Raw genomic sequence first — 15,991 nt, forward strand, 5'->3', positions numbered from 1 at the left:
CGCGTTTGCGTTGCCTCAGTACTTGCGCAGGCGTCAGCCTTACTTCACCTTCCAGGAGTCCAGTTCGGACATCAGGTCGTCGAGGGCGTTGAGCGAGGCCTGCGCCGCCAGCTCGTTGGCGCCGCCGGAGGTGCGGCAGTTGGTATCCGTGACGACGGCATTCCGGGTGTTCACCTGCAGGGTCTCGGTACCGCGCTTGCGGATGGAGGCGATCGCGTGCCCCACACACATATTGTTCAAGGTATAGGCGTTGAACTGTATGACGATTTGGTGGTTCTTGTTGAATTTTTTGCAGTACAGGTCTGGCACATGCGCACCGATTTTGTCATCGAGCTTGTTCCTGATCGCATTTTCGCCGTAGGTGTGCCACGAAAAAGTGCAGGCACTGGCATTCATGGCGGCAAGGGTCAGGGCGGCGCCCAGCAAGCATTTGAGCACGATATTTCTCCCAATGTAATATATATTGTTGAAAGGAAATATTGTAGCATGGTTGCCAGCCGCCTAACTTTACGCGGCTTGGCCGCTACCATTCGCCTTGGCTTACAATAGAGGATTGTCCGTTTACGCAAGTCTGCCATGTCCAACGTCGTCACCGCTTCGGCCTACCTTACCCTGCAATACCGTCTTGCCTCCATGGATGGCACCAATATCGTTTCCACCTTCGAAGGCAACCCCGCCACGCTGATGCTGGGCCAGGGACAACTGGCGCCGAATCTGGAAGCGCTGCTGATCGGCCTGCCGGAAGGCACGCACAAGGTGTTTGAACTGGCGCCGGGCGAAGCCTTCGGCCCGCGCAACCCGGACCTGGTGCAGGCGGTGTCGCGCGCCACCCTGGATGAAAACTCGGACCCGGAAAACGAATACGCGATCGGCGACCTGGTGGAATTCAATGCGCCCAACGGCGGCCGTTTCGCCGGCGTGCTGCGCGAATTGCGCGACGACGTTGCCATTTTCGACTTCAACCACCCGCTGGCCGGCCAGCCGGTCAAGTTTGAAGTGAACCTTATCTCTGTGCTGTAAATCGACATGGACAAAGAAATCCTCCTTGCTCAGCCGCGCGGCTTTTGCGCCGGCGTGGACCGCGCCATCGAGATCGTCGAGCGCGCCTTGCAGCAGTTCGGCGCGCCGATCTATGTGCGCCACGAAATCGTGCACAACGCCTATGTGGTGGCCGACCTGCGCGCCAAGGGCGCCATCTTCATCGAAGAGCTGGACGATGTCCCGGCCGGCAATACCCTGGTGTTCTCGGCCCACGGCGTGTCCAAAGCCGTGCGCGCGGAAGCCGAGGCGCGCGGCCTGTCGATCTTCGACGCTACCTGCCCGCTGGTGACCAAGGTGCACGTGGAAGTGGCCAAGATGCGCAAGCAGGGCTGCGAAATCATCATGATCGGCCACGACGGCCACCCGGAAGTCGAAGGCACCATGGGCCAGACGGAAGAGGGCATGTACCTGGTCGAAACGGTGGAGGATGTGGCCGGCCTGCAGGTGCAAAACCCGGAGCAGCTGGCCTATGTGTCGCAAACGACACTTTCCGTGGATGATACGGCACAAATCATCGAAGCCCTGAAGGCAAAATACCCGAATATTATTGAGCCGAAAAAAGGCGATATTTGCTACGCCACCACCAACCGCCAGGAAGCCGTGAAATTCATGGCGCCGCAGGTGGAAGTGGTGATCGTGGTGGGCTCGCCCAACAGCTCCAATTCCAACCGCCTGCGCGAGGTGGCGGAAAAGAAGGGCACCCCGGCGTATATGGTGGACAACGCCGCCCAGATCGATCCCGGCTGGCTGGCGGGCAAGCTGCGCGTGGGCGTCACCGCCGGTGCCTCGGCGCCGGAAGTGCTGGTCGACGCGGTCATCAACCGCCTGAAGGAACTGGGCGCGAAAAGCGTGCGGACCCTGGACGGCGTGGAGGAGGCGGTGACTTTCCCCCTGCCAAAAGGCCTTGATGGCGGCAAAAACAACAGCGCCCAGTGATTTGGGACGGATCGGGAAAAATTTAATTTAGAATATTGCGGATTTTCCACGATTAGTTTTTCGGAAACCTCGCTATCATGGCGAACGCTTCCAAACGGCGGCACCACGAGGGAAACTTCGGGTGCCGTTTTTATTAGTTATTAAGGGCATACTCGATGGATACTTTTATCCAACAAATTCTGAACGGCCTGGTGCTGGGTAGTATGTATGCGCTGGTCGCCCTCGGTTATACGATGGTGTACGGCGTGCTGAACCTGATCAACTTCGCCCACGGCGACGTGCTGATGATTGGCGCGATGATCGGCCTCTCCATCCTGAATTTGCTGGGCGTGTATGTGCCTGATATGCCGGGCTACCTGAAACTCGGTATCGCCATCCTTGGCGCCATCCCGGCCTGCATGCTGGTGAATATCATCATTGAGCGCGTGGCTTACCGCCGCCTGCGCAACGCGCCGCGCCTGGCGCCGCTGATCACCGCCATCGGCGTGTCCTACCTGCTGCAGACCTTCGCCATGATGATCTGGGGCCGCAACCCGCTGCCGTTCCCGCAGCTGCTGTCGTCCGAGCCGATCATGATCGGCGGCGCGGTCATCACCACCACCCAGGTGCTGCTGCTGGTGCTGGCCGCCGTGTCGATGTTCGGGTTGGTCATGCTGGTGGAACGCACCCGCATGGGCCGCGCCATGCGCGCCGTGGCGGAGAATCCGCGCGTCGCCGGCCTGATGGGCGTGGACTCGAACAAGATCATCGTCGCCACCTTCGCCATCGGCGCTGCGCTGGCCGCCGTGGCAGGCGTGATGTGGGGCGCCAATTACGCCTCGATCCAGTTCGCCATGGGCTTCATGCCGGGCCTGAAAGCCTTCTGCGCCGCGGTGCTGGGCGGTATCGGCAATATTTACGGCGCCATGATCGGCGGTATCGTGCTGGGCATTATCGAAGCGCTGGGCGCCGGCTATATCGGCGAACTGACCGGCGGCTTCCTGGGCTCGCACTACCAGGACATCTTCGCCTTCATCGTGCTGATCCTGGTGCTGACGGTGCGTCCGTCCGGCATCATGGGTGAGCGCGTCGCCGACCGCGCCTGATTGGGACTTCGACTATGCTGACTTTCGACGTACAAAAGAATCCAAAGCAGGCCTACACCAGCATGGCGCTGTTGTTGGCCGCGCTGATCATTTTCCCGTTCGCCGCCGCGCCGTTCGGTAATTCGTGGGTGCGCATCGCCGACCTGGCCCTGCTCTACATCATGCTGGCGGTGGGCCTGAATATCGTGGTGGGCTTTGCCGGCCTGCTGGACCTGGGCTATATCGCCTTCTACGCGGTGGGCGCCTACATGACCGGCCTGCTGGCGTCGCCGCAGTTCGCCACGGTGCTGGAATCGCTGATCAATATGCATCCAGCCTTTGGCGAGGCGCTGGCCGCCATGCTGGGCGAGGAGATCCGCACCAACGGCATCCATTTGTCGCTGTGGGTGATCGTGCCGCTGGCGGCCGCACTGGCCGGCCTGTTCGGCGCGCTGCTGGGCGCACCGACGCTGAAGCTGCGCGGCGATTACCTGGCCATCGTCACCCTGGGCTTCGGTGAAATCATCCGCATCTTCATGAACAACCTGAATGATCCGGTCAACATCACCAACGGCCCGCAGGGCATCAACCTGATCGATCCGATCCGCGTGTTCGGCATCAACCTGGCCGGCGAACCCGGCTCGCGCGCTACCGTCTTTATCGGCGACTTCGGCATGCCATCGGTGAACGCCTACTACTTCCTGTTCCTGGCGTTGACCATTGCCACCGTGTTCATCACCTCGCGCCTGCAGCACTCGCGCCTGGGCCGCGCCTGGGTCGCCATCCGCGAAGACGAGATCGCGGCCAAGGCCATGGGCATCAATACCCGTAATGTGAAGCTGCTGGCCTTCTCCATGGGCGCCACCTTCGGCGGCGTGGCCGGCGCCATGTTCGCTTCCTTCCAGGGCTTCGTCTCGCCGGAATCGTTCTCGCTGACCGAGTCGATCGCCGTGCTGGCCATGGTGGTGCTGGGCGGTATCGGCCACATTCCCGGCGTGGTGCTGGGCGGCGCGCTGCTGGCGGCCCTGCCGGAAATCCTGCGCCACGTGGTGGAGCCGCTGCAAATGAAGCTGTTCGGCAAAGTGCTGATCGAATCCGAAGTGCTGCGCCAGCTGCTGTACGGCCTGGCCATGGTGGTGATCATGCTGACGCGTCCTGCGGGCCTGTGGCCTTCGCCCAAGCATGAAGACCGTCCGGACGCCGATTCGGATTCCAAAGGACAGTCGTCCGGCGTTGTGGCAGCGTGAGGTTGAGTGAGATGAGCGAACAAGTAATCCTGAATATCGAAGGCGTCAACAAACGTTTCGGCGGCCTGCAGGCGCTGACCGATGTGCGCATCAAGATCAACAAAGGCCAGATCTACGGCCTGATCGGCCCCAACGGCGCCGGCAAGACCACCTTCTTCAACGTGATCACCGGCCTGTACCAGCCGGACACCGGCACCTTTGAGCTGGCCGGCAAACCGTATTCGCCGTCCGCCCCGCACGCCGTGGCGAAGGCCGGCATCGCCCGCACCTTCCAGAACATCCGCCTGTTCGGCGAGATGACCGCGCTGGAAAACGTGATGGTGGGACGCCACGTGCGCTCGCACCAGGGCGTGTTCGGCGCGGTGTTCCGCCACAAGGCGGCGCGTGAAGAAGAAGCGTCGATCCGCAAGCGCGCGCAGGAGCTGCTGGACTTCGTCGGCATCGGCCAGTTTGCCAGCCGCACCTCCAAGTACCTGTCCTACGGCGACCAGCGCCGCCTGGAGATCGCCCGCGCGCTGGCGACCGACCCGCAGCTGCTGGCGCTGGACGAGCCGGCCGCCGGCATGAACGCCACCGAAAAGCTGGCGCTGCGCGAGCTGCTGGTCAAGATCAAGAACGAAGGCAAGACCGTGCTGCTGATCGAGCACGACGTGAAGCTGATGATGGGCCTGTGCGACCGCATCAGCGTGCTGGAATACGGCAAGCTGATTGCCGAAGGCTTGCCAGCCGAAATCCAAAGTAATAAAGCCGTGATCGAAGCCTATCTGGGAGGAGCGCACTGATGGGCGCCAATGTGTTGAAAGTATCGGGCCTGAAGGTCGCTTACGGCGGCATCAAGGCAGTTAAAGGCATCGACCTGGAAGTGAACGAAGGCGAGCTGGTGACGCTGATCGGCGCCAACGGCGCCGGCAAGACCACCACGCTGAAAGCCATCACCGGCACCCTGCCGCCATGCAAAGTGGAGGGCAGCGTGTCCTATATGGGCCAGTCGCTGAAAGGCACGCAGTCCTTCCATCTGGTGCAGAAGAAGCTGGCCATGGTGCCGGAAGGCCGTGGCGTGTTCACGCGCATGACCATCACCGAGAACCTGATGATGGGCGCTTACACCATGAACGACAAGGCGGCGATTGCGGCCGACATCGAGAAGTGGTTCGGCGTTTTCCCGCGCTTGAAGGAGCGTGCTGCGCAACTGGCCGGTACGCTGTCCGGCGGCGAACAGCAGATGCTGGCCATGGCGCGCGCGCTGATGTGCCATCCGCACCTGCTGCTGTTGGACGAGCCTTCGATGGGACTGTCGCCGATCATGGTCGAGAAGATCTTCGAAGTGATCCGCGATGTGCACAAACAGGGCATTACCATCCTGCTGGTGGAGCAGAACGCCAAGCTGGCGCTGCAAGCCGCGAACCGGGGCTACGTGATGGAATCGGGCGCAGTCACCATGACCGGCAACGCGGAAGACATGCTGCACGACCCACGCGTCAAAGCCGCTTACCTGGGCGAGTAAAGCCGGTAAGGCGCGGCCAGCCCCCTGAGATGCGGGCGCCGCCGCCAGGGTCGGACCCTTGGGTCCGACCCTGGTTTACCGGGTTTAAGCGAGCAGTGCAGCAAAGCGTTCGATATCGACGTTGCCCCCGCTGATCAACACCCCCACGCGCTTGCCGCGCAACTGATCCTTCATCTTGCGCGCCGCCGCAAACCCCAGGCACCCGGTCGGCTCCACCACAATCTTCATGCGGGCAGCGAAGAAGCGCATCGCATCCACCAGCTCCGCATCGCTGACGGTCAGTACATCATCCACATCGCGCCGGATGATGGGGAAGGTGAGTGAACCCAGGTGCTGCGTCTGCGCCCCATCCGCAATTGTCTTCGGCGTATCGATATGCACGATCGAACCGCTGCGGAACGACAGCTGCCCGTCATTGCCCGCCTCCGGCTCCACGCCATACAGCTTGCACTTCGGCGCCAGCGCGCGCGTGGCCAGCGCCGAGCCGCCCAGCAGCCCGCCGCCGCCCAGGCAGACGAAGAAGTAATCCAGCTCGCCCACCTCCTCGAACAGCTCCTTCGCCGCCGTACCCTGGCCCGCGATCACGTCCGCATGGTCGTAGGGCGGGATCAAGGTCATGCCCTGTTCCCGCGCCAGCTTGCGGCCGATCGCTTCGCGGTCCTCCGTATAGCGGTCGTAGGTCACCACGTTGCCGCCGTAGCCGCGCGTGGCGGCGATTTTCGACGCCGGCGCGTCCTGCGGCATGATGATGGTGGCGGGAATACCCATCAGCTTTGCCGACAGCGCAATCGCCTGCGCGTGGTTGCCGGACGAGAAGGCCACCACGCCTGCCTTGCGCTGCGCTTCGCTAAAGCGCGACAGGGCGTTGAAGGCGCCACGGAATTTGAAGGCGCCCATGCGCTGCAGGTTCTCGGCCTTGAAGAAGATCTCGGCCCCCAGCTCCTCGTTGGCGGTGCGCGAGGTCAGCACCGGCGTGCGGTGGGCGTGGCCCTGGATGCGGCCGGCTGCCGCGACGACGTCTGCATAAGTTGGGATGGTCATAGTCACTTTCCTTACCAGGGCCAGGGAATGTTCTGGCCGATATTGTTGGAGAGGGCGCGCTCGTACAGCATGCGCACCGTGGTCAGGTCTTGCAGGGCAATGCCCGTCATATCGAAAATCGTGATGTCGCCCGGCGCGCGTGCTGCCGGTGCGTCCAACAGTTCGCCCAGTTCGGCGGCGGGCAGCGTGCCGGCCCATTGCAGTTCGCCGATACGGCGTGCCTGTGGCAGGTCGTCGGCCCACACGCGGGCGCGTTCCAGCAGGCCGGGCGGCAGCTCGCGCTTGCCTTGCGTGTCGGCGCCCACGGCGTTGATATGGGTGCCGGCGCGCACCGCGTCGGCGTCAAATAGTGGCGCGCGGCCGGGCGTGGCGGTGATGATGACGTCCGCCGACGCGACAGCCGCAGCGCTGGCCGGAACCACCTCGCAGCGTGCCGCGAATTGCGCTTCGAATGCATGCTCGCGGCGGCCGTCGGAGCTGACGTAATGCACGCGCTTCAGCGAGGGCAGGGCATGCAGCGCATATTCCACATGGCCGCGCGCCTGCACGCCGGTGCCGAACACGCACAACTGCTCGCTGTCGGGGCGCGCCAGCAACTGCAGGCCAAGCGCGCCGGCGGCGGCGGTGCGGGCGGTGGTGACGGCGTTGCCGTCGGCAATGCAGAGCGGGCGGCCGGTGCGCGGGTCGAGCAGCATGATGGTGGCCTGATGCGCTTCGCCGCCGGCTTCGCGGTTGGCGGGCCAGAAGCCGGCGGCCTTGAATCCAAGCAGCTCTTGCGATGGCACGTCGCCGGACTTGATGCCGAAGATGGCGCTGCCGGGCAGCTCTTCGCGCACCAACGGGAAGACGCGCGCTGCGCGCGCGGCATGCAGCGCAAAGGCTTCGCGCACGGCGGCGCGCACGGCGTCGGGCTGCAACAGGGCGGCGACGGCATCGCGATCCAGCAGCAGCAGGCGGGCGTCGTTATTTCGCATAGTTGTAGGCCGTGGCGCGTGAGACGCCGAGGTGGGCGGCGATGGTTTCCATGGCGCGCCGCGTTTCCAGCAGGCCCGCGTCGCCCAGTTCGCGCATCAGGGCGCGGCAGTCCTCGGCTTTCAGCGCACGCGGGGTGGTGGACAGCCGCGCCGCGAATTGTTCGATATGGGCGCGGATCGCGTCCGCCCCCGCCGCCGGCGCCAGCGATTCCAGCACCGCGGTGGGGTCGACGTTGCTGAACTGGCCCAGCATCGCCTGCAGGCTGCGGAACAGGTTCAGGTCCACGTTCAGGCACAAGGCGGCGATGTATTGCTGGTCGCGGTCCTTGATGCCGATCGAAGTGCTTTTCGCCGGGCGGCCGTCGGGGAAGGTGTTGGCGTAGTTGGCCAGCACTTGCGGGAAGGCCGGGTCGGCAATGCGGGCCAGGCCCAGTTCGGTCGCGGGATCGCCGACCTCGCGGCCGGACAGGTTGTTGTGGATCGCCAGCACGGCGTGGCTGGGGTCGAGCAGGTCGTGCAGTACTACCTCGGTGAAGGGCGCCAGCGTGCGGCCGAGGCCTTCCGCCACGTGTTGCATTTGCTCCAGCAGGTGCTGCTGGTCGGGAGTGCGTTTTGTCATAAAGACAGATTATCTCAACTTGGATAAAATGTCTAATTGCTTTTCCAGTGCCCCCGGCAAGGGCCCCTTATGAAACTGACACCTATTGGTCCCATCGTGGCGCAAGACCTTAAAGACTCCGCCCGCGCCACCGGCAAATCCTTCGGCAGCTACCTTGCCCAGGAGCTGGAAAATTATATGAAGCTCACGCCAGCCGAGCGTATCCGCGAAGCCGTGCTGAAGAAACTCGGTTTGACTGAAGCTGACCTGGCCAGCATGCCGCCGTCCGCACGGCAGGGGATCGAAGACAAGATCGGGGAGATGGTGAAAGCGATGATGGCTGAATCGACGCCCAAGACAAGGGATGATTCCAGCCCCCCGCGGGTTTGAATAAAAAAAGCCCCGGTCAATGCCGGGGCTCTGGAAGGACACCCGCTGAGAGGAAACCACGGATGCCGAGGAGACCTGCGTACAGCGTTGCTTCATAGCCGGCCGCTGGGGCCGGCGGGTATTTCGGGATTACTGCTTCTTGGCGGCGTTGCTGGCAACCGTGGTGAACTGGTTCACAGCGGCGTTCACATTGGCTTCGAAGGTTTCTGCAGCGGCCTTGGCGCTCTTGGTGAACTGCTCGTAACCGGCGTTGGCGTTGTTCAGTGCGGATTTGAACAGGGCAACGGCGCTTTCGCTGCCGGCGGGGGCGTTCTTGCTCACTTCGTCCACCAGGGAAATCACCTTCCGGTTGGTTTCCGCGATCTGGGTTTCGGCGGCCTTGCTGAATTCAGCGCCGGTGCCGGAAGCGATCGATGCCAGGTGGCGGCCGTAAGCGATGGCTTTTTCGGCGGCTGGCTGGGCCTGGGCTGCGCTCAGGGTGAAGAATTCTTGTGGATCCTTGGCGGCCAGCAACTGCTTGGTGGCGACCGACGATTCTTCCAGCGAAGCCTTGGCAGCGGTGATGTTCAGGTCGACGAACTTCTCAACGCCTTCGAAGGCCTTGTTGGTCAACGAGGAAAACAGCGCGAATTGGCTCTCGAAGTTCGCCTTGGTGGCGTTAGAAAACTGCTCAGGAATCGCAAACATTGGACTCTCCAAAATTAAATTAGTCGTTGAAACTTGCTGCTTCTACAACGGAAAACAACATATTGTGCAACGCAACAAAGTCGATTATCCGGGTTCGGGAGTCAAAGTCAAGCAGTTTTTGTGCATTGCACAAAGGTATCAACTCCTTGTTGTGTAAGGCTTTCTGGGAGGAACGGTAAAAAATATTGCTGCCCGGCAGGAGTTGTTCGTCTAGTGCTAGAATCCCCGGGATGCGTTCGCTCTTTTCCCCCATTCCGCTGTTCTTTGTCTTCTTATGGAGCACCGGCTTTATCGTGGCCCGCTATGGCTTGCCATATGCGCCGCCGCTGACTTTCCTGTTGCTGCGCTTTTTGGGCGTGCTGGCGATCCTCGGTCCGCTGGTGGTGCTGCTGCGCGCGCCGTGGCCGAAAGGGAAGGTGGGCCACGTGGCGCTGGCCGGCTTGCTGCTGCAGGCCGGGTACCTGAGTGGCGTCTGGTGCGCCATCAAGCTCGGCATGCCGGCCGGCCTTTCGGCCCTGATTGTCGGCATGCAGCCGGTCCTGACGGCGTTCGCCGCGCCCCTGATCGGCGAACGGGTGCGGCCGCGCCAGTGGCTTGGCCTGGCGTTCGGCCTGGGCGGGGTTGCGCTGGTGGTGTACGCCAAGATCACGCTGGTTGGCCTCAGTTGGCAGGCGATCGCCCTGGCCATCTTTGCGCTGCTGTCGATCACGGCCGGTACGCTCTACCAAAAACATTTCTGTCCGCAGTTCGACCTGCGCACCGGCACCGTTATCCAGTTTGCCGCCTCGCTCGCTGCCGTGCTGCCGGTCGCCTGGCTATTGGAGGACATGGGCTCGGTCCAATGGACGCCGCAGTTCGTGGGCGCCTGGGCCTGGTCCGTGCTCGCCTTGTCCATCGGTGCGATCTTCCTCCTCTTTGCGTTGATTCGTCGCAGCGATGCGACCCAGGTCACGAGCTTGCTTTATTTGACCCCACCCACCACCGCGCTCATGGCCTGGGCCATGTTCGGCGAAGTACTGAACTGGATGGGCCTTGCCGGTATGGCCTTGGCGGTGATTGGGGTACTATTTGTAGTTAAGCAACCCAACACGGCACAACCATGATTCACACCCCAGACCAGCAGGCCGTTGATGCGGCCATTACTTCGCGCCGCTCGATCCGCGCCTTCCTGCCGACCCCGGTGGCGCAGGAGGATATCGCGGCCATCCTGCAGGTGGCGGCGCGCGCGCCGTCCGGCACCAATACCCAGCCGTGGAAAGTCTATGTGCTGACCGGCGCCATGAAGGAGGCGCTGTCGGCCAGGATCCTGGCGGCCTACGCCGACCCCGAGCAAAACAAGCTGCACACCGAGGAATACGCGTACTACCCGCGCGAGTGGGTGTCGCCTTACATCGACCGCCGCCGCAAAGTAGGCTGGGACCTGTATGCTTTGCTGGGCCTGACGCGCGAGAACAAGGCCGGCATGGCGGCGCAGCACGGCCGCAATTTCGCCTTCTTCGACGCCCCGGTCGGCATGATCTTTACCATCGACCGCATCATGGAGCAGGGCTCCTGGCTCGACTATGGCATGTTCCTGCAAAACATCATGGTGGCGGCGCGCGGACGCGGCCTCGATACCTGCCCGCAGGCGGCTTTCACCCAGTACCACCGCATCATCAGCGAAGTACTGGGCCTGCCGGCCAGCGAAACTGTTGTATGCGGGATGTCGCTTGGTTTCGCCGATCATGGCAAAATTGAAAACAGCTTGCTAACAGAACGCGAGCCAATTGCGAATTTTGTTAAATTTATGGAGTGAGCAAGCTTTCGTTGTAACCCTGCGTCACTATAGGAAATGTGTATTGTGGGGCTGAAAACATTGGTGCGGAAAAGTCCGATTTCGCTTGCGCCGGAATCTCATTTTGCTACACTGCAACTAGCGATTCTGCTGATTCACTCCGGGGAATGACGAATGAACAAACTTGCTATCGGTCTGCTGGTGTCCTTGTTCTGCGCAACTGCGTCTATGGGTTCTGCGCAGGCGGCTACCAAGAAAGCGGGCGTGCGCTACGCGGCGCCGGCGGCCAAGACCCAGATGGTCAAGCGCGTCGTCAAGGTACGCGGCAAGAACAAGGTGGTGTACCAGCGCGTGACCAAGGTGGCGGATTTCGGCCGTCCAACCATGGGCGACCTGGCCGGCCTGAACCTGGTGCGCGATCCCCTCGACCTGAAGTCCAATGTGGCCCTGATGCTGGACCAGGCCAATTCCGAAGTCCTGTTTGAAAAGAATGCCGGTGTGGCGCTGCCGATCGCGTCGATCACCAAGATGATGACCGGCCTGGTGGTGGTGGAATCCGGCCAGGATCTGGACGAAGAGCTGACCGTGACCGATGAAGACGTCGATCGCGAGAAGTTCAGCTCGTCGCGCCTGAAAGTGGGCGACCGCCTGACCCGCCGCAATATGCTGCACATCGCCCTGATGAGCTCCGAGAACCGCGCCGCGTCCGCGCTGGGCCGCAACTATCCGGGTGGCTTGCCGGCCTTTGTCGACGCCATGAACGCCAAGGCGCAGGAGCTGGGCATGAGCGACACCCGCTATGTGGATTCGAGCGGCCTGTCCAAGAAGAATGTGGCCAGCGCGCGCGACCTGGCCAAGCTGGTGCAGGCGTCTTACGAGCACCCGATCCTGCGTGAATTCTCGACCGACCCGAAAGCCGTGGTCGAAAACAATGGCCGTCCGGTGACCTTTGGCACCACCAACCGCCTGGTGGCGCCGAACTCGGGCTGGGAAATTGGCCTGCAGAAAACCGGCTTCATCAATGAAGCCGGCCGTTGCCTGATCATGCAAGCCATGGTGGAAGGGCGCGCCGTCATCATGGTGCTGCTCGACGCCAAGGGCGCTGCGGCCCGGGTGGCCGACGCCAACCGCATGAAGAAATGGCTGACCGCGCTGAAGCCGACCTTCGGCGACACGGTCAGCGGCGCTAGCACCAGCGCCCAGTCTTACTCGGGAATGTAACCCAGGGTGGCGGAGATCTGGTTGGCGGTATTGACCAGGTCTTCCAGCCACTCCTCCTGCAGCCGGTCGGCCGGCGCGGAAATCGACAAGCCTGCCACCAGTTTGCCGGAATCGTCACGGATGCCGGCCGCCATGCAGCGCACCCCCAGTTCCAATTCCTCATTGTCACGCGCATAGCCGCGCGCGCGCACCAGGCTCAGCTCGCGTTCCAGGCGGCCCAGGTCGGTAATCGAATTCTTGTTGTGGCCAGCCAGCCCGGTGCGGGTGGCATAGGCGCGGATCGCTTTTGGCTCGTCCACCGACAGGAACAGCTTGCCGGTCGAAGTCAGGTGCAGCGGGCCGCGCGCGCCAATGGCGCGCACCACCTGCATGCCCGAGCGTTCCGAATAGGCGCGGTCGATGTACACGATCTCATCGCCCTGGCGCACCGACAGGTTGATGGTCTGCTGCGTCTTTTTGTGCAGTGCACGCATGGAATCCAGCGCCGCTTCCCGCACCGACAAGCGGCTCTTCACCACATTGCCCAGCTCCAGCAGGCGCATGCCCAGGCGGTAGGTGCCTGGTTCCACGCGGTCGACAAAGCGCGTCACCACCAGGTCGTTCAGGATGCGGTGTGCGGTGGACGGGTGCAGGCCGGAGACCTTGGACAGCTCTTTCAGGGGAACCGGGTCCGGGTATCGCGCCAGGGCGTCGAGCAGGGCCGTCATGCGGTCGATGACCTGGATCGTCGTTTTCGGTTCCTGTGGGGGCAGGGATTCGCTTTTCATATTGTGGTTGGTGCGGTGCGGTATAAGCAGACTTATTTATACCATGATGTGAAAAAAATGGGAATTCTGTCGCTATAATCCGTCACCATGGAACCTGTCAGTGAATTCAAAAGCAAGAGTGGCCTGAAGCGCATTTTCTCGGCCTTTTTCTACTCGATGGACGGCCTGAAAACAGCCATCCGCTCGGAGCACGCCTTCCGGCAGGAACTGGTGCTGTTCGTGATCGGCAGCATTGCGGCGCTGCTATTGCCCGTTTCTGCCTTCCAGAAACTGGTGTTGATCGGCAGCATGGTGATCGTGCTGATTGTCGAACTGATCAACTCCGCCATTGAGGCGGTGGTCGACCGCGTGTCGCTGGAACGCCATCCGCTGTCCAAGAATGCCAAGGACTTTGGCAGCGCGGCGGTGCTGCTGGCCTGCCTGTTGTCGGCGGCGGCCTGGGCGGTCGTCCTGTTCAATCGCTTCTTTTAATTACTTTCTGGTATAACGAACGAAGAAAGTATTCGTTCCTATTTATATAAGTGGCCGGTAATCTGGCGTCTCCAAACACAAAGAGGGGGACCCAGATGCTGTCCAAGAAACTGATTGCCGCTGCCTTGATCGCCACCGCCAGCGTGGCGCAGGCTGCCGACGTGAGCTTGCTCAACGTCTCTTACGACCCGACCCGCGAGCTGTACCAGGACGTCAACACCGCCTTCGCCAAGGAGTGGAAGGCCAAGACTGGCGACAACGTCAAGATCAAGCAGTCGCACGGCGGTTCCGGCAAGCAGGCGCGCGCCGTGATCGACGGCCTGGAGGCGGACGTGGTGACCCTGGCCCTGGCCTATGACATCGACGCCATCGCCGAACGCGGCCTGCTGAACAAGGATTGGCAGAAACGCCTGGGTCTTAACTCGGCGCCTTACAGCTCGACCATCGTCTTCCTGGTGCGCAAGGGCAACCCGAAAGCCATCAAGGATTGGGGCGACCTGGTCAAGCCGAACGTGGCGGTGATTACCCCCAACCCTAAAACCTCCGGCGGCGCCCGCTGGAACCACCTGGCCGCTTACGGCTACGCCCTGCGCCAGCCAGGCGGCAGCGACGCCAGAGCCAAGGAATACCTGAAGAAGCTGTACAAGAACGTGCCGGTGCTGGACTCCGGCGCGCGCGGCGCCACCACCACCTTCGTGGAACGTGGCATCGGCGACGTGCTGATCGCCTGGGAAAACGAAGCCCTGTTGGCGATCAAGGAACTGGGCCCGGATAAGGTGGAAATCGTGGCGCCGTCCGTCTCCATCCTGGCCGAACCGCCCATCGCCATCGTTGATAAAGTCGTGGACAAGCGCGGCACCCGCAAAGTGGCGGAGGCTTACCTGCAGTTCCTGTACACCGACCAGGCGCAGGCGATCATCGCCCAGAACTACTATCGCCCGAGCGTGGAGAAGGAAGCTAAGAAATATGCTGCCCAGTTCCCCAACGTGAAGCTGTTCAAGATCACCGACGTGGCTGGCGACTGGACTACCGCGCAGAAGACCCACTTCTCCGACGGCGGCGTGTTCGACCAGATCTACCAGCCTGGCGCCAAGCTGGCCGGCCAGTAATCAACTGCAACGCAGGAGGGCCGCATGGCGATCCAACAACTGAACCAATTCCGCGTGCTGGTCGCCCCCGGCCTGCATAACAGCGGCCCGGACCACTGGCAGTCACGCTGGCAGCGCCTGTACCCGCGCTTTGAGCGGGTCGAGCAGGAGCGCTGGAGCGATCCGGTCCTGCTGCGCTGGGCCGACCGCCTGGATGAGGTGTTGGACCAGGACCGCCGTCCCACCCTGATCGTTGCGCATAGTTTCGGCTGCCTCACCACAGCACTGAGCCTGTCACGTGCATCCTCCCCCCATGTGGCGGGGGTGTTGCTGGTGGGGCCGGCCGATCCCGATAAATTCAAAGTCAGCGCCCTGCTGCCGCACGGCGAACTGCCATGCCCCTCGATCATGGTGGCCAGCAGCAACGACCCATGGATGACCGAGCAGCGCGCCGAGCAGTGGGCGCGGCGCTGGGGCAGCGATTTCGTGAACGCGGGCGCACTCGGGCATATCAACGCCGAATCGGGCCTGGGCGACTGGCGCTTTGGCCAGCGCCTGCTGCAAGTGTTGGCGCAGCGCGCCAGCAATATCAGCCTGGGCGAACGCTTCGCCGCGCCCAGGAAAGCGGCGCGCCCCTTCCTGCGGGTTGCCGCACCAGCGAGCTTTTTAACAGTTTAGAAATATGCCAGCCGTGAAAGGGGGAATGATCACCAGGCCCCTGGAACGGCTAGTGCAGATGTTCTTGCAAGCGCCCTTCGGGGCGCTTTTTTTCGTTCAGCATGGCGCGCAGGGCCGCAATCTCCTTGCGGGCGCAGACGATGCACTGGGGATTGTTCTTGCCGCAAGGCGGGGCGAATTCGACGGCGGCCAGGATGCTGGCCTGGATCGACTCCAGCTTTTCGTGCGCCGCCAGTGGCAGGCCGGCCTCTTCGAAATCCAGCATCAGCTGTTTGGCGGTGCAGTACACCGTGGCCTTCTCGAACTTGGTGTAGGCCTGCAAGGCCATCTCGGTCAGGTCGCACAGGCGGTCAGTCAGCAACAGAGCATCAGTCATCACTTCCTCCCTTGAATCGCTTGCAGACAATGTAGCACGGTTGTAAAGCACATACCAGAGCGTAGCATTTCTAGGAGGAAAGCATGCAAACGACTAAATATTATTCAATTAAACAACACTGCCAGAAGAATAAA

Annotated in this window: 20 protein-coding genes; 13 read left to right on the forward strand and 7 right to left on the reverse strand. The window is 62.2% G+C overall.

Going from position 1 to position 15,991, the window contains the following annotated elements:
* Positions 1-39 precede the first annotated feature (39 nt).
* Positions 40-438: a hypothetical protein gene (locus GTP41_RS06610; protein ID WP_161024778.1), complete on the reverse strand. Its 399-nt coding sequence runs from the start codon at positions 436-438 to the stop codon at positions 40-42.
* Positions 439-576: 138 nt separating this feature from the next.
* Between GTP41_RS06610 and GTP41_RS06615 the strand changes: the two genes are divergently transcribed.
* From GTP41_RS06615 to GTP41_RS06640, 6 genes are all read left to right on the forward strand, one after another.
* Entirely contained in the window at positions 577-1,020 is a 444-nt protein-coding gene (locus tag GTP41_RS06615; protein WP_161024779.1) for an FKBP-type peptidyl-prolyl cis-trans isomerase, read from the forward strand.
* Positions 1,021-1,026: 6 nt separating this feature from the next.
* Positions 1,027-1,977, forward strand: coding sequence for a 4-hydroxy-3-methylbut-2-enyl diphosphate reductase (gene ispH, locus GTP41_RS06620; protein ID WP_161024780.1), 951 nt, complete (start codon positions 1,027-1,029; stop codon positions 1,975-1,977).
* Positions 1,978-2,132: 155 nt separating this feature from the next.
* On the forward strand, positions 2,133-3,062 hold the full coding sequence (locus GTP41_RS06625) for a branched-chain amino acid ABC transporter permease (RefSeq protein WP_161024781.1): 930 nt from the start codon (positions 2,133-2,135) through the stop codon (positions 3,060-3,062).
* Between the two features lie 14 nt (positions 3,063-3,076).
* Entirely contained in the window at positions 3,077-4,288 is a 1,212-nt protein-coding gene (locus GTP41_RS06630; RefSeq protein WP_161024782.1) for an ABC transporter permease subunit, read from the forward strand.
* An 11-nt stretch (positions 4,289-4,299) separates the two neighbouring features.
* Entirely contained in the window at positions 4,300-5,070 is a 771-nt protein-coding gene (locus tag GTP41_RS06635) for an ABC transporter ATP-binding protein (RefSeq protein WP_161024783.1), read from the forward strand.
* A complete protein-coding gene (locus GTP41_RS06640) occupies positions 5,070-5,792 on the forward strand; it encodes an ABC transporter ATP-binding protein (RefSeq protein WP_161024784.1) in 723 nt (240 codons plus the stop codon). Before GTP41_RS06635 ends, GTP41_RS06640 begins: the two co-directional genes overlap by 1 nt.
* An 84-nt stretch (positions 5,793-5,876) precedes the next feature.
* Here GTP41_RS06640 and GTP41_RS06645 read toward each other — a convergent pair whose 3' ends face one another.
* The 3 genes from GTP41_RS06645 to GTP41_RS06655 are packed head-to-tail and all read right to left on the reverse strand — an operon-like array spanning position 5,877 to position 8,426.
* The gene (locus tag GTP41_RS06645; protein ID WP_161024785.1) at positions 5,877-6,833 is read right to left on the reverse strand and encodes a threo-3-hydroxy-L-aspartate ammonia-lyase; all 957 of its coding nucleotides are present in this window, start codon (positions 6,831-6,833) and stop codon (positions 5,877-5,879) included.
* Positions 6,834-6,844: 11 nt separating this feature from the next.
* Positions 6,845-7,807, reverse strand: coding sequence for an ornithine cyclodeaminase family protein (locus GTP41_RS06650; protein ID WP_161024786.1), 963 nt, complete (start codon positions 7,805-7,807; stop codon positions 6,845-6,847).
* Positions 7,797-8,426, reverse strand: coding sequence for a helix-turn-helix transcriptional regulator (locus tag GTP41_RS06655; protein ID WP_161024787.1), 630 nt, complete (start codon positions 8,424-8,426; stop codon positions 7,797-7,799). Before GTP41_RS06655 ends, GTP41_RS06650 begins: the two co-directional genes overlap by 11 nt.
* Before the next feature lie 69 nt (positions 8,427-8,495).
* Between GTP41_RS06655 and GTP41_RS06660 the strand changes: the two genes are divergently transcribed.
* Positions 8,496-8,795, forward strand: a complete 300-nt coding sequence (locus GTP41_RS06660; protein WP_161024788.1) for a hypothetical protein — start codon at positions 8,496-8,498, stop codon at positions 8,793-8,795.
* A gap of 129 nt (positions 8,796-8,924) precedes the next feature.
* Here GTP41_RS06660 and phaP read toward each other — a convergent pair whose 3' ends face one another.
* On the reverse strand, positions 8,925-9,482 hold the full coding sequence (gene phaP / locus GTP41_RS06665) for a TIGR01841 family phasin (RefSeq protein WP_161024789.1): 558 nt from the start codon (positions 9,480-9,482) through the stop codon (positions 8,925-8,927).
* Positions 9,483-9,712: 230 nt separating this feature from the next.
* Between phaP and GTP41_RS06670 the strand changes: the two genes are divergently transcribed.
* The 3 genes from GTP41_RS06670 (at position 9,713) to GTP41_RS06680 (ending at position 12,477) form a co-directional block, all read left to right on the forward strand.
* Complete coding sequence (locus tag GTP41_RS06670; protein WP_161024790.1) at positions 9,713-10,585, forward strand: DMT family transporter; 873 nt, start codon at positions 9,713-9,715, stop codon at positions 10,583-10,585.
* Positions 10,582-11,277 carry a nitroreductase gene (locus tag GTP41_RS06675; protein WP_161024791.1) on the forward strand — a complete coding sequence of 232 codons (696 nt, stop codon included), beginning with the start codon at positions 10,582-10,584 and terminating at the stop codon, positions 11,275-11,277. Before GTP41_RS06670 ends, GTP41_RS06675 begins: the two co-directional genes overlap by 4 nt.
* A gap of 153 nt (positions 11,278-11,430) precedes the next feature.
* Entirely contained in the window at positions 11,431-12,477 is a 1,047-nt protein-coding gene (locus GTP41_RS06680; RefSeq protein WP_161024792.1) for a serine hydrolase, read from the forward strand.
* On the opposite strand, the gene GTP41_RS06685 is transcribed toward GTP41_RS06680, so the two are convergent.
* Positions 12,462-13,244 (reverse strand): IclR family transcriptional regulator, encoded by a 783-nt coding sequence (locus tag GTP41_RS06685; protein WP_161024793.1) that lies wholly within the window; start codon positions 13,242-13,244, stop codon positions 12,462-12,464. The two genes, GTP41_RS06680 and GTP41_RS06685, sit on opposite strands and share 16 nt — an antisense overlap.
* Before the next feature lie 87 nt (positions 13,245-13,331).
* Between GTP41_RS06685 and GTP41_RS06690 the strand changes: the two genes are divergently transcribed.
* The 3 genes from GTP41_RS06690 (at position 13,332) to GTP41_RS06700 (ending at position 15,481) form a co-directional block, all read left to right on the forward strand.
* A complete protein-coding gene (locus tag GTP41_RS06690; protein WP_161024794.1) occupies positions 13,332-13,715 on the forward strand; it encodes a diacylglycerol kinase in 384 nt (127 codons plus the stop codon).
* 95 nt (positions 13,716-13,810) lie between these two features.
* On the forward strand, positions 13,811-14,824 hold the full coding sequence (locus GTP41_RS06695) for a sulfate ABC transporter substrate-binding protein (protein WP_161024795.1): 1,014 nt from the start codon (positions 13,811-13,813) through the stop codon (positions 14,822-14,824).
* Between the two features lie 24 nt (positions 14,825-14,848).
* Positions 14,849-15,481, forward strand: coding sequence for an RBBP9/YdeN family alpha/beta hydrolase (locus tag GTP41_RS06700; protein ID WP_161024796.1), 633 nt, complete (start codon positions 14,849-14,851; stop codon positions 15,479-15,481).
* Between the two features lie 49 nt (positions 15,482-15,530).
* Here GTP41_RS06700 and GTP41_RS06705 read toward each other — a convergent pair whose 3' ends face one another.
* Positions 15,531-15,857 (reverse strand): hypothetical protein, encoded by a 327-nt coding sequence (locus tag GTP41_RS06705; protein ID WP_161024797.1) that lies wholly within the window; start codon positions 15,855-15,857, stop codon positions 15,531-15,533.
* Between the last annotated feature and the right edge of the window lie 134 nt (positions 15,858-15,991).

It is taken from the genome of Pseudoduganella guangdongensis (assembly GCF_009857475.1).
In the GTDB taxonomy this organism is placed as follows: Bacteria; Pseudomonadota; Gammaproteobacteria; order Burkholderiales; family Burkholderiaceae_D; genus Rugamonas; species Rugamonas guangdongensis.